This is a genomic window from Telluria aromaticivorans (assembly GCF_013003915.1).
Classification (GTDB): domain Bacteria; phylum Pseudomonadota; class Gammaproteobacteria; order Burkholderiales; family Burkholderiaceae_D; genus Telluria; species Telluria aromaticivorans.
On the sequence record NZ_JABAIV010000001.1, the window covers coordinates 602,848 to 618,685 of the forward strand.

Genomic DNA, 15,838 nt, shown 5'->3' on the forward strand with positions numbered 1-15,838 from the left:
ATCGGTTCAGCCTTCCAGCAGGCGCGCGGCCAGCTGCTGCGGCGACAGGCCGGCATTGGCAGCCTGCACCTGGCGCTCGCGTTCGAGGTTGCGCTCCAGCTGCAGCTTGCCCGGCCGGTACTGGCGCGGCCAGTCAGCGCCCGTGTAGCCGATGCGTGCGGCCTCGTTCAGCGTCCAGGCCGGGTTGGCCAGGTGCGGGCGCGCCACGGCGCACAGGTCGGCGCGGCCGGCCGAGATGATGCCGTTCACGTGGTCGGCTTCGTAGATGGAACCGACCGCGATGGTCGGGATGCCGGCCTCGTTGCGGATACGGTCGGCGAACGGGGTCTGGAACATGCGGCCATACACCGGCTGCTCGTCCTTGCTGACCTGGCCCGACGAGCAGTCGATCATGTCGGCGCCAGCAAGCCTGAACAGGCGCGCCATCGCCACCGCGTCGCTTGGGGTGAGGCCGCCCTCGACCCAGTCGTGGGCCGACACGCGCACACTGATCGGGAGCTCAATCGGCCACACGGCGCGAATGGCGGCGAACACTTCGAGCGGATAGCGGCAGCGGTTCTCCAGGCTGCCCCCATAGGCGTCCTGGCGCCGGTTGGTCAGCGGCGAAATAAAGCTCGACAGCAGGTAGCCATGCGCGCAGTGCAGCTCGATCCAGTCGAAGCCCGCATCGAGCGCCCCTTGGGCGGCGCGCACGAAGCCGGCCTTGATCCGCGCCAGGTCTTCCAGCGTGGCTTCGCGCGCGAGCTGCGACACGCCCTGCAGGTACTGCTGGCTGGAGGCCGAGACCAGCGGCCAATTGCCGGAGTCCAGGGGCAGGTCGATGCCGTCCCACATCGGCCGGGTCGATCCCTTGGCCCCCGCGTGCCCGAGCTGCACCCCGATCTTCGCATCGGTATTGGCGTGAATGAAATCGACGATGCGCTTCCATGCAGCAGTGTGTTCGGGCGCATACAGCCCCGGACAGCCCGGCGTGATGCGGGCGTCAGCCGACACGCAGGTCATCTCGGCCATCACCAGCGCGGCGCCGCCGAGGGCACGCGCGCCCAGGTGGGCAAGGTGGAAGTCGCCCACCGTGCCGTCGACCGCCGAATACTGGGCCATCGGCGAGACGATGATGCGGTTCTTGAGCAGCAGGCCGCGTACTTTATACGGGGTGAACATCGGCGGCACCGGGCTATCCGGCGCCGGCAGGCCGGCCTGGTGCGCCGCGCGCTGCGCGAACCAGCGTTCGAAGCCGCCGACATAGGCCGGGTCGCGCAGGCGCAGGTTTTCGTGCGACAGGCGCTGGCTGCGCGTCAGCAGCGAATAGGCGAACTGCTCGGCCTCCATCGCGGTGTAGCGGGCGACGTTCTCGAACCATTCCATCGAATTGCGCGCCGCGCTCTGGAGCTTGAGCACTTCGATGCGGCGCGCCGCTTCATAGGTCGCCAGCGCACCTGCCAAGCGATCCGACGGGTCGTCCAGGCAGCGCGCCAGCTCGATCGCGTCTTCCAGCGCCAGCTTGGTGCCGGAGCCGATCGAGAAATGGGCGGTATGGGCAGCGTCGCCCATCAGCACGGTCGGCACGCGGCGCCCGTCGATGCTGTTCCAGTGGATCCAGTGGCGGCAGGCGATGCGCGGGAAGCGGATCCACATGGCGGAGCCGCGCAGGTGGGCGGCGTTTGCCATCAAGGGGTGGCCGTCGAGGTAGCGTGCGAACAGGCGCTCGCAGAAAGCCAGGGCGTCGGGCTGGTCCATCGCTTCGAGTCCGGCGGCCTGCCAGGTTTCCTCAGGCGTCTCGATGATGAAGGTGGAAGTGTCGCCGTCGTACTGGTAGGCGTGGGCCTGGAACCAGCCATGTTCGGTTTCTTCGAAGGCAAAGGTGAAGGCGTCGAATTTCTTGCGCGTGCCGAGCCAGACGAAGCGGCAGTGGCGGCGCTCGACTTCGGGCTGGAACACGTCGGCATGGCGGTTGCGGATGGCGCTGTTGACACCGTCGCAGGCGACCACCAGGTCGGCGCCGAACTGGCGCGCCAGGGCCTCGTCGTCACCCACCTCGGTATCGAATTCGAGCCGCACCCCGAGCTGGGCGCAGCGTTCCTGCAACAAATTCAGCAGGCGCCGGCGGCCGATGCCGCAGAAGCCATGCCCGCCCGAACTGACGCTCCGTCCCCGAAAATGAACGTCGATCGCATCCCAGTGGTTGAACGACTGCAGGATGGCGCGGGCGCTTTCCTCGTCGGCGCCTGCCAGGTGGCCGAGCGTCTGGTCGGAAAACACGACGCCCCAGCCGAAGGTATCGCTGGCGCGGTTGCGCTCGACGACGGTGACCGCATAGTCCGGATGGCGCTTCTTCATGAGCAGTCCGAAGTAGAGGCCGGCCGGGCCACCACCCACGCACACGATGTTCATTCCCGCTCCCATTCTGGTGTTGCGCGTATATTACATGGGCACATGCTTTAAGTGTCAACTAAAGCTGTCGCCTCGACACCCGATAATTGTGGGGCAAACCCGTCAGCCGCGCCTCGTCACGCCCGCGTTTTAGTACAATAGGGAAACTTATGCACCGAACTTGTGCTTTCGGCACCCGCCCCACCTCCAGAGAACTTGAATGAGCATACTGCTTCCGCGCTTCCGCCTGAACAGCCTCCGCAGCCGCCTGATGCTGCTGGTTGCGCTGGCGATCACGCCGATCGCCGTCATGACGGTGCTGGGCGGGGTGCGCGAGCGGGAAACGGCGATCCGCGCCTCCCAGGAGAACCTGCAGCGCCTGACCGGGCTGGCGGCCGCCAACGAGGCGCAGTCGATCGAACGCGCGCGACAGATCCTGGTCGACCTGGTCAGCGTGCCGGACCTGATGGGCGATGCCGCCGGCTGCAACGCCCTGCTGGCCGATGTCCTGGACCGCAACGAGGGCTATGTGAATTTCGGCCTCATCCAGCTCAATGGGGACGTCACCTGCAGCGCGGTGCCGATGCTGCACCCGGTGAACCTGGGCGACCGCCGCCACTTCAAGCGCGCCATCGCCGAGCGCCGCTTCATCGCCGGCGACTACATCTTCGGGCGGGTCATCCGCAAGCACACCATCAACCTCACCTATCCGGTGATCGACCGCGCTGGCCGCGTCGTGGCCGTGGTGTTCGCCGCCATGGACCTGGCCGGGCTGGATACGTTTGTGAGCGACATCAACCTGCCGCCCGGCTCGATCCTGGAAACTGCCGATGCGGTCGGCGCCATCATTTCGCGCCGCCCCGACCCGGAGCGCTGGTTCGGCCAGAAGGTGAGCCCGGCCCTGCTGGCGGCCATGCGCGCCCCCGACCACAAGGCGATCGTGCTACGCGGCGAGGAAGGCATCGAGCGCCTGCATGCGTTCGCGCCCGTCGGCGGCCCCGGGCTATCCGAGTACACGGTGACGATCGGCGTGCCGACGGAAACCATCACCGAAGCCGCGCGCGAGTCGCAATGGGTGAATCTTCTCGGCCTGGGCGTGACCACCATGCTGGCCCTGCTGGCGGCCTGGCTGGCCGGCGACATCCTGATCGTGCAGCGCGTGCGCAAGCTGATGGACACCGCGCGCCGCATCGCCGCCGGCGACCTGGAGGCGCGTTCCGGCATCGCCTATGGCCGCGAAGAGATCGGCCGCCTCGGCGCCGCCCTCGACGAGATGGCCGCCACGCTGCAAAAGAAGGAAGCGGCGCGCAGCCAGGCCGAACGCGAGCTGCGCGCGGCCGACCAGCGCAAAGACGAATTCCTGGCCATGCTGGCCCACGAGCTGCGCAACCCGCTGGCGCCGATCAGCACCGGGGCCCACCTGCTCAAGCTGCTGCACTCGGATAACGCCCAGATCACCCAGACCTGCGCCATCATCGCGCGCCAGGTCGAGCACATGACCAGCCTGGTGGACGACCTGCTGGACGTCTCGCGCGTGACGCGCGGCCTTGTCTCGCTGTCGACCCAGGTGCTCGACCTGCGCCAGGTGGTGGACGACGCGGCCGAGCAGATCCGGCCCCTGATCACCGCGCGCCGCCACAAGGTGGTGCTGGACCTGCCGCCCGGCCCTGCCAACGTCAAGGGCGACCACAAGCGGCTGGTGCAGGTGGTGGCCAACCTGCTCAACAACGCAACCAAGTACACCCCTGAAGGCGGCCATATCGGGCTGCAGCTGCGGGACGCCGGCGACGACTACGTATTGAGCGTGAGCGACGACGGCATCGGCATGGAAGCTTCGCTGGTCGAGCGTGTGTTCGACCTGTTCACCCAGGCCGAGCGCACGCCCGACCGCTCGCAGGGCGGGCTGGGACTGGGCCTGGCGCTGGCCAAGAGCCTGGTCGAGCTGCACGGCGGCAGCGTCAGCGCCGCCAGCGCGGGTCCCGGCAAAGGCAGCACGTTTACCGTGCGACTGCCGCGCTTTGCACAGCATGCCGCCCACCTGGTTGAATCGTCGATCGATGCCGCGGTGCGCCAGGCCGCCTCGGTCAGTACGCCGCTGCGTGTGCTGGTGGTGGACGACAACCTCGATGCCGCCCACACCCTGAACCTGTTCCTGGCGGCCGCCGGGCACCGCATCGAGGTCGCCTACAATGCGTTCGACGCGCTCGCGGTGGCCAAGGTGTTCGCGCCCCAGGTCTGCCTGCTCGACATCGGCCTGCCCGACATGGACGGCAACGAACTGGCGCGCCGCCTGCGCCGCCTGCCCCAGACCGCCGGCGCGATGCTGGTGGCGGCCACCGGCTACGGGCGCCAGCAGGACCGCGATGCCGCCCGCGAGGCCGGCTTCGACCACTACATGGTCAAGCCGGTCAACACCGTGCAGCTGAGCGAACTGCTGGCGCAGGCCGGTGCGGCCAGCGAGCAGCGCCAGGGCGCACCGCGCTGACAAGGTTAGCTCCCGAACGGTACTCCTGCCCCGTTCGGCGTAGGATCGGGGCGACTACCAGCAAGGAAGCCCCGTCATGCACAGCGAAGACCCAGCAAGCCTCGATAGCCCGCCCAGCGATCCGCCCGCCGCCGCCAGGGCCGCCGGGCTGCGCTACGTCCTGGACGACCGGCCTGGCATCCGGCGCGAAAGTGTTGTCGACGGCGCCGGAGAAGGCTTCCGCTACCTCGACAACAAGGGCGACCCGGTCGACGACGAGGCCACGCTGGCTCGCATCAAGTCGCTGGTGATCCCCCCGGCCTGGCAGGAGATCTGGATTTGCCCGCAGGCCAACGGCCACCTGCAGGCGACGGGGCGCGACGCCAAAGGCCGAAAGCAGTACCGCTACCATCCGAAATGGCGCGCCGCGCGCGACGAGGTGAAATACGAACGCATGCTCAACTTCGGCAACGCGCTGCCGGCCATCCGCAAGGAAGTCGACCGCGCCCTCGGCTTGCCCGGCCTGCCGCGCGAGAAGGTGCTGGCCACCATCGTCTACCTGCTCGAAGCGACCATGATGCGGGTCGGGAACGAAGAGTACGCCCGCACCAACAAGTCCTTCGGCCTGACCACGCTGCGCAACCGCCACGTAAGCGTGGAAGGCAGCGCCGTCGAGTTCCGCTTCCGCGGCAAAAGCGGCGTCTATCACAAGGTGAAGGTGCAGGACCGGCGACTGGCGCGCATCATTGCGCGCGCGCGCGACCTGCCCGGCCAGGAACTGTTCCAGTACGTCGACGACCAGGGCGAGACCCGCAGCATCGATTCGAGCGACGTCAACGACTACCTGCGCGCCATCACCGGCGAGGAATACACGGCCAAGGATTTCCGCACCTGGTCGGGCACCGTGCTGGCCGCGCTGGCCTTGCAGGAGTTCGAGAAATTCGATTCCGAAACCCAGGCCAAGAAAAACATCGTGCGCGCGATCGAGTCGGTCTCCGAAAAGCTCGGTAACACGCCCTCGATCTGCCGCAAGTGCTATGTGCACCCGGCGGTGCTCGACGCCTACCTGGAAGGCACGGTGCTGGAGGTCCTGCGCGAACGCACCGAGCAGCAACTGCAGGAAAACCTGCATGCGCTCCAGCCCGAGGAAGCTGCTGTCGTGGCGATGCTGCAGCAGCGCCTGCGCCACGAACAGGAGGAAGAAAAAATGCGGGAACAAAAGCGCGGGCAGAAGCGGGAAGCGAAGCAGGATGGAACGCGCCCGGCGAAGCCGAAGAAGGCTGGGCGTGCGCCTGCGCAGCCGCGGCGCCAGGGGGCCGCGCCCGGCGTAGGCCTGTAGGCTTACTTCAGGAAGTAGCCCGACACTTTCCAGCTGCCGTCTGCCTGGCGCATCGGCGTGACGGTTTCGATCGCGCCTGCCTTGTTGGCGAACTCGGTCTGGTACTGGACGATCACGTATTCGCCATCAGGCGCGCCGGGGATGCTGCGGGTGTAGGTCGAAGACAGCTGCTTGCGTGATTTGACCTCGCCCAGAGGCTTGCGCATCGAGCCGACCACGCCGTTCCAGTGATCTTGCGGCACCGCGCCGCGCAGCAGGACTGCGCCCTCGGTCCAGGAGTCGGCGAATTTGCCTGCATCGAGCAATGCGAGGAAACCGGATGCGCTCTGGTTGGCGGCAGCGGTGCCGGCAACATCGAGGGTGGTGGCAGCGGCGGGCTGCTGTGCGGCAGCCGGCAAGACGGCGACGGCAAGGCTGGTGGCAAGGATCAGGGCAGGGGCGGCAAAAAATCTCATGGCGGTCCTCGGCGTGAAGTGAAGTCCCCAGCATAGCGGGAAAAACGCGACAGTTGGTCGCGCATTGTCACAGCGCGATGGCGATCCAGTATCAGCAGCGCAGCGACTGCCTGCCAATTCAGCGGAAGCCGGGTCAGGCGACCTTGGCCTGGATCTCCAACGACGCGATGTCGGCGAGGTCGCACAGTGCCTGCAGTTCTGCGGCGCGCAGGCGGCGCGGCTCGCGGTCGATGACGCACAGGGTTCCCATCGGCAAACCGGAACGGTCGCGCAGCGGCACGCCGGCATAGAAACGGATGCGCGGGTCGGCCAGCACCAGCGGATTGTCGCGGAAGCGTTCGTCGGTGGCGGCATCTTCGACCATGAAGGGCGCATCCTGCAGGATGGCGTGGGAGCAGAAGGCCCATTCTCGCGGCGTTTCCTGCGGTTCGAGTCCGACCCGCGCCTTGAACCACTGGCGCCGCGCCGTCAGCAGCGACACCAGTGCGATCGGCGAAGCGGTCACGGTCGCGGCCAGGCGCACGATGCGGTTGAAGCGTTCTTCAGGGGCACTGTCGATCATGCGGGTCGCCGCAAGCGCCGCCAGGCGGCGTGCTTCGTCGGGACCGGTCGGATAGGATTCGTCGCCGGACACCAGGTATTCCGGATCGGTCGGCACCGGCACGGCGGATTCGCCGGACAAGGAGCCCGACAAAGGCCCTGCCCGTTCCAGCATCGCCTCGATCGTGCTCCGGCGCGTGCGACGGTGCCCGCCGGGGGTCTTCCACGACGCGATGGCGCCGCTCTCCATCCATAACTGGACGGTACTGGTCGCTACGCCCAGGATCCGCGCCGCGGCGCTGGTGGTGAGGATCGGGTCTTCTTCGGTGAACTTGCTTAGCATTAGCAATCCTATGTATGACCACAGTATAGCCGATCTGCCGAAATTCCTTGGGATAACGGGATTTTGTTAGAGATTGCGTTCAGATATTGTCAGTTTCGTCAATTCAAATTAACACAGATGAAATAAATTGCTCAAAATCACCTCAATTTGACCAAAAACTTGAATAATCGATTTAAACCTTGTCCAGATTTCGACCGGGAGCCGCGTAAAGTTACTCAAATGCAACGATCGTTCGTGTCCTGTGACTGAACAAGCTGCGTCTTGGCCCGGGAGATAACCCTCGGTAATACATAAATTCCGCACATTCAGTTGCAACAAAGAATCTAACTGTGAGAATCCATGAAGTATTTACCAATAAGCTTGCCATTAAAGCAACTCGATTCATCCTACAGGATTTTTCATGACCTTTTTCCGGCACGCGGGCCTTGCGACGAGGCTGTATTCGCCTAGGGTGCGCAGATTCTGCCCACGCGGTGATTGTTATCGGCTCCGCTCTCGGGCTCGATGATCTTGCCACCAACTATCACCGCGTGGGCAAGGTAATTCAGGCCAATGGCCTGAATTACGAATTGCCCACCCTACGGGTTTCGGCTGTTCTCCGGGTGGTTGAACACCTGGCGCAGGTAGGCCAGGAAGGTCTCGTCCGTACACATCGACTTCCCCGCAGTATCCGCCAGCTTGGCCACCGGCTGCCCGTTGCACTGCACCAGCTTCATGACGATGTTCAGCGCTGGATAAGGCGTATCGTTGGTCAGCTTGGTGCCGATGCCGAAGCCCAGCAGGGTGCGGTCGGCAAAATGCCGGTACAGGTCCAGGGCCTTGGGCACCGTGAGCCCGTCCGAGAACACCAGGCGCTTGGTGCGCGCATCGATGCGCAGGCGGGCGTAATGGGCCAGCGCCTTCTCGCCCCACTCCACCGGGTCGCCAGAATCGTGGCGCAGGCCGTCGAACAGCTTGGCAAAGTACAGGTCGAAATCGGCCAGGAAGGCATCCATCCCGACCACGTCGGTGAGTGCGGTGCCCAGGTCGCCCCGGTATTCCTGGACCCAGTCTTCGAGCGCGGCTTTCTGGAAGTCGCGCAGGCGCACGCCAAAGGCCTGGTAGGCCTGCAGGTATTCGTGGGCCATCGTCCCGATCGGCACCAGGCCGTATTTGCGCGCCAGGTGCACGTTCGAGGTGCCTTTGAAGAATTGGGGCAGCTCGCGCGCCAGCGTCGCCACGACTTCGTCCTGCCACTCCCCTGAAAAACGCCGGCGCACGCCGAAATCGAAGAACTCGAAGGGCGTGGCGCGCTTCGGCTCCTGCTCGAAGGCGCGCAGCTCGTCGATCTTCTGCTGCAGGCGCACCCGTGCCTCGGCAATGGCGGCCTCGCGGTCGAAGCGGCGGAAATACAGCTCGTTGACGATGTAGAGCACGAAGATCTCGAAGCCCATCACGTGCACGATCGGGCCGGCAGCGCGGATGCGCAGGTGCGGGCCGTCGGTACTGACCTCGATGAACTTGCGCTGGAAGCGGAACAGCGTGAGGAAATCGGCGAAGTCGCTCTTGATGAAGCGCAGGCCGCGCAGGTAGTCGACTTCTTCTTCCGTGAACATGAGCGAGCACAGGTGCTCTAACTCGCGCTCGACGTCGTCCTTCAGCTCGGCCAGCGGATAGGCCGGCTGGTTACGGCAGCGGAATTCGTACTCGCCATCGGCGCCAGGGTGGCTGTGCAGCAGTGCCTGCCACATCGTGAACTTGTACAGGTCGGTTTCAAGCAGGCTGCGGACGACCGGGTTCATCGCATTCCTCACGCAGTCGCCGCCGGTTTCTTCGTTCGCTTTTTCGGAGCGAGCATGGTGCCGGTGCAGCCCGGCGTGCCGCAGCGGCAGGCGAACAGTTTTTTCAGCGCCGGTGTGTGGCGTTCGTCGTAGATCAGCGCGTAGTTGTAGTTCAGCTCTTCGCCGGCTTCGATGTCGCGCATGGCGTGGATGTAGACGCGGCCCTCGTGCTCGAAGGCTTCGCAGTTGGGCGAGCAGGCATGGTTGATCCAGCGCGCCGCGTTGCCGCGGCTGCCGCCATCGATCACGCGGCTGTCGGCCAGCGTGAAGTAGAAGGTGTGGTTGATCGGGCCGCCGGCTTTGGCCGCACGATCGGTCGCTTCGTCCCAGGTGATGCGCTCGCCGCGGTATTCGATGATGCGGTCACCGGCGCCGATGGGTTTCAGCGCGAAGACGCCGTTGCCGTGGACGGGGGAGGTGCGGACTTCGTAGGAGAGGTCGGGCTTGGCGGCGGTTGTAGTGGTGGTCATCGATGGTAGTCGGAGCGGTGCGGGGCCACGGGGCGGGGTTGGCGCGTGTTGTGGGAATGATCACTATTATGTCGGTAATGCCGGTGGGGGTGCCGCACACTTCGGTAATAAATGAGTTTGATTAAACACACCGGCTATCGGATGCCCGCGGGCCTTACCGGCACGGGTTGAACGCGTGGGCAGAATCTGCCCACCCTACGGTATTCGACATCGCTATCTTCGGCTATGAGGTGGTGAAGTCTTCTTCGCGGTATTCAGGGCCCTGTTGCGCTGCGCCGTCGTTGCGGGCGGCTTCTTCCTTGCGCAGTTCGACGCGGCGGATCTTGCCGGAGATGGTTTTCGGCAGTTCGCGGAATTCGATGCGGCGGATGCGTTTGTAGGGCGCGAGGCGCTCGCGGGCGAAGGCGAACAGCGATGCGGCGACCTCGCGGCTTGGCGCCACGCCCTGGCGCAGCGTGACGAAGGCCTTTGGCACCGACAGCCGCAACGGGTCGGGACTCGGCACGATCGCAGCTTCGAGCACGTCGTCGTGTTCGATCAGGACGCTCTCGAGCTCGAAGGGGCTGATGCGGTAGTCGGACGACTTGAACACGTCGTCATTGCGGCCGACGTAGAAGTAGTAGCCGTCCGCGTCGACCGTGGCGGTGTCGCCGGTGTGGTAGTGGCCCGCGCGCATGACGTTCGCGGTTTTCTCTTCGTCGCCTTCGTAGCACATCATCAGTCCCAGCGGGGCCGGGTCGAGCTTCAGCGAAATCTCGCCCTCCTGCGCTTCGAGGTCGTCGATGTCGAGCAGCGTGACGCTGTAGCCCGGCAGCGGGCGCCCCATCGAGCCCGGCTTGATCGGCTGGCCCGGCGAATTGCCGATCTGCGCGGTGCTCTCCGACTGGCCGAAGCCGTCGCGGATGCGGATGCCCCAGGCCTTCTCGACCTGCTCGATCACTTCCGGGTTGAGCGGTTCGCCGGCGCCGACCAGCTCGCGCAGCGGCGGCTTCCAGGCGGTTAAATCTTCCTGGATCATCATGCGCCAGACCGTGGGCGGCGCGCACAGCGAGGTCACGCCGCAGCGGGTAATGGTGTCCAGCGCCGCCTTGCTCGAGAAGCGCTCGTAGTTGTAGACGAAGATGGTGGCGCCGGCACTCCAGGGCGCGAAGAAGCAGCTCCAGGCATGCTTGGCCCAGCCGGGCGAGGAGATGTTCCAGTGGACGTCGCCGGGCTGCAGGCCGATCCAGTACATGGTCGACAGGTGGCCCACTGGATAGCTCTGGTGGCTGTGCAGCACCAGCTTGGGCTTGGCCGTGGTGCCGGAGGTGAAGTAGAGCAGCAGCGGATCGGTGGCGCGGGTCTCGCCTTCCGGGTCGAACACGGAGAGCATGTCGTGGCTGTCTTCATAGTCATGCCAGCCGCTTGGTGCGCCGCCGACGGCGATGCGGGTAAAGCTGCCCTGCATCGTCTCGAACTTGTCGGCCTCGGAAGCCTGGGCAATGACGTGCCTGACGCGGCCGCGTTCCAGGCGGTCCTGCAGGTCGGCGCCCGAGACCAGCAGCGTGGTCGGCACCAGCACGGCGCCAAGCTTGATCCCGGCCAGCATGATCTCCCACAGCTCGACCCGGTTCGGCAGCATCAGCAGCACCCGGTCGCCGCGCCGCACCCCGCACTGGCGCAGGTATTCGGCCACCTGGCAGGAACGCGAGGCCATGTCGGCGAACGAGACCTTGCGCTCGGAACCGTCGTCTTCCACGACCCATAACGCAGGTAGCAGGTTGTCCTGCGCCTGTTTGTCGAAGAAGTCGAGCGCCCAGTTGAAGTTATCGAGCTGGGGTGGCTGGTAGCCGCGGTAGGCGGTGTCGTAGTCGAGGCGGTGCTGCTGCAGGAAATCGCGCGCTTGGACGAAGCGCTGGGTTGGCGTCATGGTGTCTCCTGGTCGCTGGTGGGGTGGCAGGGGCAGATTGGGGGATGCCGGGGCCGGTGTCGTGGCTATTCTGCCACCGTTTGGCAGGGTGGGGAAAGGCTTTGGTTTCGTAGGGTGGGCGGCTCCACCGGGAACGGGGATTTGCCCGGGTCGTGTGCGCCGCCCGCGCGTTCAACTAAACCATGCGCCGTCGCGACGTGTGCGCTGGAGGGAAGAAGATCGTCGATGACGGCATGCATTGCCACGATGCCTGCACTGGTTGAACGCGTGGGCGCAAGTCAGTCCATTGGACTGACTTGCCCTGCCCACGCTACGGGCCAACGATATGCATCCCGCCCGGCGGGAGATGCGCCGCAACCCGTCAATCGCGCCGCAGGGTCGTTACCCGCATTTCGTCGCGCGGCTCCATCATGTCGATCACGCGGCAGTCGCCGCACATGCGCAGGCGGTCGAGGTGGCCGGCGAAGGCGGGGTGCGAGCCGAGGCGGCCCAGCATGTTCTCGACCATCTGCAGGGTGCCGAAGGGCTTGTCGCAGCGGATGCAGTGGAAGGGCTGGGTTTCGTTGAGCACCACCGGCTGGTTGCGCGTTTCCATGAAGGACAGGCGCGGCGTGAGCGTAATGGCGTTCTCGGGACAGGTGGTGGCGCACAGGCCGCACTGGACGCAGTTCTTCTCGATGAAGCGCAGCAGCGGGACGCCCTGCCCGTCCTGGAGCGCGCCTGCCGGGCAGGCGCCGACGCAGGACATGCACAGGGTGCAGGCGCTGCGGTTGACTTCGATGGCGCCGAAGGGCGCGCCCGGTGGCAGCGCCACCTGCTCGGGGCGCTGCGGCGCGTGGCGGTGCAGGTGGTCGAGCGCATAGTCGAGGGTGTTGCGCTTGTCGTTTGCCAGGTGGAACACGGCCGGCTCGCTTGGCGCCAGGCCGCGTGGGGCGTGACGCAGGGCCACCGCCAGTTCTTCCGGCGCATCCACCCGCAGCAGTTGCAGGTGCGGTCCGTCGTAGCCGAGCCCGTCCAGCACGGCCTGGGCAATCTCCATCTGCTGGTCGAGGGCGGCGGTGTATTGCGGGGCTTCGTGGCCGGTCATCAGCACCGAGATGCCGGAGGCGCCGTAAGCGATCGCGGCGAACCAGACGTCGATGCCGGTCGAGGCGGTGTGCTGCAGCGCCAGCGGGATCACCCGTCCTGGAATCGCATCGCCCAGTTGGGCCAGCAGCGCCGCGCCGTGTTCCGGGTCGTGCAGCAGCAAGACCGGCGCGCTGCCGCCGGCCTCGCGGTAGGAGCGCAAGGCGGCCTGGATGCGCTTGCCGGTCAGTGCGGCCGGCGGGAAGGCATAGCTGATGGCGCCGGTCGGGCAGACGGTGGAGCAGGCGCCGCAGCCGGCGCACAGGTAGGGGTTGACCTTGATCTTGTCGCCGTCGCCGGCAATGGCCTGGGCCGAGCAGATGTCGATGCAGGCGGTACAGCCCTCCTGTCCGTTACGGCCGTGGGCGCAGATGCGCTCCTTGTACGAGAAATACTTGGGCTTCTCGAAGTCGCCGACCATCTCGAACATGGCCTCGACCGCCTGGGCGCGGGCATCGTCGTCGTAACCGGGCGCGTAATAGCCGTTCGGGCGCTGGTGGCTCGGGATCAGGCGGCTCGGGCTCAGGTCGAGCACGAGGTCGAAACGGCCCTGCTCCACCGGCCGGCCGGGCGCCTGCCAGCGCGCCTCGAAGGAGCCGAGCCAGCCCGCTACGGCGACGGTGCGCGCGACGTGTACCGGATAGGGCCGCACCGGCATGGTGTCCTGGTTGTCGAGCAGCAGCACGGTGACAGGAAGCGCCGCGGCCAGGCGGTCGGCCCAGGGCAGCGCATTCGCGGCGGAACCGACCACGAGCGTGCGCCCGCCGGAGCGGTAATTGACGGTGACCGAGGCCTCGTAGACGGGAATGGCGTCGGCCGCCAGCACGGCGGCGCTGCGCGCCTGCGCGTCGCGTCCATCCTGGACCGGTTCGAGCGGTGGCATATCGGTGAAACGGATGTTCATGCGGTCCCTTGTTCGGTGGTCGGCGGCGCCTCGCCCTCGGCGGATGCCTGTTCTTCTGCGTCCTTGCGCTGGTCGTCCAGCAGCCTGGCCACCAGCCCCTGTGCATGCTGGAGCGATGCCAGCATGACGGGCGTGAGTGGCGACGCCTTGTTATAGTCGCTCATGTACACGTCGAGCCCGTCGATGAGCTTGAAATGCGGGTCGGCGAACAGGGTTTTCAGCGCCAGGCGCTGCACCGACTTGTCGACGCCCTTGCCGACGAAGGCGGAAAAATCGGCGTCCGGCGTCAATCGGGCCGCGTCTTCCATCGTTGGCAGGGGCCGCTCCGGTTGCACGCCGGCGCCTGCCGGATCGGATGCCGCCGGCGCCGCCAGGACGGTGCGGGATGGCCCCGTGGCCGTGGTGGCAGTGGACAAGGGCCGGGCTTGCGGCACCAGGGCCTGCGCCTCCGCGGGCTCCTCGCCGGGGGCCGGGCCGGTCGTTTTCAGTCGCGCCCAGCGCCGGAAGAATCCTTCTTCAGACATCGCTTGCCTCGCTCATCCGTGCTGGCGCCCGCGGCGCGGCTTCGGCTGGTAATGCGCGCGCAGGTAGTCGGCCACCCAGGTATAGATCTCGGCCGGCATGGTCACGCCGTCGGCCGACTCGCCCGAGTCGAACATGCGGGTGCCCTCGACATAGCTCACCGAAGCACGCGCGGGGATGGCCTTGCCGTCTTCCATCCGCCACAGTACGAAGACCTTCGATTCGGGCGCCACGACGTTCTCGTAATAGCCCTCGTTCTCGTCGGTGTACAGCTCGAGCTCGAGGCCGGACACCAGGTAATAGTCGCGCTCCGGGCTTTCGCTCAGCACCTGCAGGCGCGGCAGGTTGCCGCGGTCCGGCACCACGCCGACCGCTGCCCAGGCTTCGTCGGCCCAGCGGTGCTGCAGCGCGCGGCGCTGCATGATGACCGCGATTGGCATGCTGCCCATTTTCATTTCTTGTTCGCCGTCGTTGGGGTTGACTTGTTTTCCACTGCCGGGCCGACGCCTTTCGGCACGGCCTGGGTCTGCCGGGTCTTGACGTCTTCGCTCGGCCGGGCCGTGCCCAGCTTTTCGCTCTTGACCGGCACGTTGGCCGCGTTCAGGGCCTGGCGGCTGAGCGGCGCCGCGCCGGTGGCCGGCACGGCGGCAGCCGTGCCCGGCGCTGCCGTGGAGGGCGCGGCGGCGGGCATGCCCGCCGCCGGCGGCGTGACGCCTGCCGGCACCCGGGCTGCAGCGCCGGCTGCAGCGCCCGCCGCAGCCGTGTTAGGCCCCGGCATGTTCACGGCGACACCGACCGGTGCGCCGGGCGCGGCACCGGGCGCAGTACCGGGTACTGCAGCTGGTGCCGCGGCGACGATGGCGACCGGCGGATTGACCCGCCAGCCCTTCGACGGCGCCTGCGAACGCCAGCGGGTACTGAGTGTATCCATCGTCGTCGTGAGCGCGGCCTTGTCTTTGGCGGCCTTGGCATCCGCCTCGGCCTTCTTGACGGCCGCGGCCTCCTGCTGTGCCGACGTCAGGACCGGTTTCGGCAAGGCCGCCAGGGCTGCCGTGCTGCACGCGAGCATCCCTGCCAGCGCAATGCCGGCCCCGAAGTTACGTGAACTGGGCTTCATCATCATTGGCCTTTCAGCTGTCCGGGGGCGGCCGGCCCCTGGGGCGCCGCGTTGGAGGCGGGCGTGGACTGCACGGTTCCCGGCGCCGGCGCGGCGGGGCTGCCGTTATCACCGGACGGCTTGTTGGTGCCGGCCTGGGCCCCGGTCGGCGCCGTCACGCCCCTGCTCGGGCCCTGCCCGGTTTCGCGCACCGTACCGGCGGTTTCGGCGCCCGACGAGGTGCCGCCCGCACCGCCGGCATGGCCGGGCGTGCCGCCGGCATAGGTGGCGTCGGTCACCGGCTTGGCGGTGGCGGCGATGATGGCGCCGCTGGTTTGTCCCCCGGCGGACACCTGGCCCGGGTATTTGGTCTGATCGATGCCGCCCACGCTCGGGTTGCGGCCGCGGTCGCAGCCGCTAGCCAACAGGACCAGCCCCGCCAGGCCGCAATGGATCAGGATGTTCGATGGTTTCATGTTCG

General features: G+C 66.7%; 13 protein-coding genes. 2 read left to right on the plus strand and 11 right to left on the minus strand.

The genetic code is table 11. The features are described from left to right. Nucleotides 1-6: 6 nt before the first annotated feature. On the minus strand, nt 7-2,391 hold the full coding sequence (locus HGB41_RS02740) for a bifunctional salicylyl-CoA 5-hydroxylase/oxidoreductase (RefSeq protein ID WP_171080840.1): 2,385 nt from the start codon (nt 2,389-2,391) through the stop codon (nt 7-9). Nucleotides 2,392-2,590: 199 nt separating this feature from the next. Between HGB41_RS02740 and HGB41_RS02745 the strand changes: the two genes are divergently transcribed. Then, complete coding sequence (locus HGB41_RS02745; RefSeq protein WP_171080843.1) at nt 2,591-4,855, plus strand: hybrid sensor histidine kinase/response regulator; 2,265 nt, start codon at nt 2,591-2,593, stop codon at nt 4,853-4,855. 76 nt (nt 4,856-4,931) lie between these two features. Then, nucleotides 4,932-6,173, plus strand: a complete 1,242-nt coding sequence (locus tag HGB41_RS02750; RefSeq protein ID WP_171080845.1) for a DNA topoisomerase IB — start codon at nt 4,932-4,934, stop codon at nt 6,171-6,173. Between the two features lie 2 nt (nt 6,174-6,175). On the opposite strand, the gene HGB41_RS02755 is transcribed toward HGB41_RS02750, so the two are convergent. From HGB41_RS02755 to HGB41_RS02800, 10 genes are all read right to left on the minus strand, one after another. Continuing rightward, on the minus strand, nt 6,176-6,628 hold the full coding sequence (locus HGB41_RS02755; RefSeq protein ID WP_171080847.1) for a DUF4019 domain-containing protein: 453 nt from the start codon (nt 6,626-6,628) through the stop codon (nt 6,176-6,178). 133 nt (nt 6,629-6,761) lie between these two features. Then, complete coding sequence (locus HGB41_RS02760; protein ID WP_171080848.1) at nt 6,762-7,511, minus strand: GAF domain-containing protein; 750 nt, start codon at nt 7,509-7,511, stop codon at nt 6,762-6,764. A 578-nt stretch (nt 7,512-8,089) separates the two neighbouring features. After that, nucleotides 8,090-9,292: a nicotinate phosphoribosyltransferase gene (gene pncB / locus HGB41_RS02765; RefSeq protein WP_171080850.1), complete on the minus strand. Its 1,203-nt coding sequence runs from the start codon at nt 9,290-9,292 to the stop codon at nt 8,090-8,092. 8 nt (nt 9,293-9,300) lie between these two features. Then, the gene (locus HGB41_RS02770; RefSeq protein WP_171080852.1) at nt 9,301-9,801 is read right to left on the minus strand and encodes an SET domain-containing protein; all 501 of its coding nucleotides are present in this window, start codon (nt 9,799-9,801) and stop codon (nt 9,301-9,303) included. 223 nt (nt 9,802-10,024) lie between these two features. Beyond that, nucleotides 10,025-11,710 carry an AMP-binding protein gene (locus HGB41_RS02775; protein ID WP_171080854.1) on the minus strand — a complete coding sequence of 562 codons (1,686 nt, stop codon included), beginning with the start codon at nt 11,708-11,710 and terminating at the stop codon, nt 10,025-10,027. A gap of 361 nt (nt 11,711-12,071) precedes the next feature. Beyond that, nucleotides 12,072-13,739 (minus strand): 4Fe-4S binding protein, encoded by a 1,668-nt coding sequence (locus tag HGB41_RS02780; RefSeq protein WP_171080856.1) that lies wholly within the window; start codon nt 13,737-13,739, stop codon nt 12,072-12,074. After that, nucleotides 13,736-14,263 (minus strand): DUF3306 domain-containing protein, encoded by a 528-nt coding sequence (locus HGB41_RS02785; protein WP_171080858.1) that lies wholly within the window; start codon nt 14,261-14,263, stop codon nt 13,736-13,738. The genes HGB41_RS02780 and HGB41_RS02785 overlap by 4 nt, the downstream gene beginning before the upstream one ends. A gap of 12 nt (nt 14,264-14,275) precedes the next feature. Further along, nucleotides 14,276-14,710: a DUF3305 domain-containing protein gene (locus HGB41_RS02790; protein WP_229422681.1), complete on the minus strand. Its 435-nt coding sequence runs from the start codon at nt 14,708-14,710 to the stop codon at nt 14,276-14,278. 2 nt (nt 14,711-14,712) lie between these two features. Next, the gene (locus tag HGB41_RS02795; RefSeq protein WP_229422683.1) at nt 14,713-15,384 is read right to left on the minus strand and encodes a hypothetical protein; all 672 of its coding nucleotides are present in this window, start codon (nt 15,382-15,384) and stop codon (nt 14,713-14,715) included. Beyond that, the gene (locus HGB41_RS02800; protein ID WP_171080862.1) at nt 15,381-15,833 is read right to left on the minus strand and encodes a hypothetical protein; all 453 of its coding nucleotides are present in this window, start codon (nt 15,831-15,833) and stop codon (nt 15,381-15,383) included. Before HGB41_RS02800 ends, HGB41_RS02795 begins: the two co-directional genes overlap by 4 nt. Between the last annotated feature and the right edge of the window lie 5 nt (nt 15,834-15,838).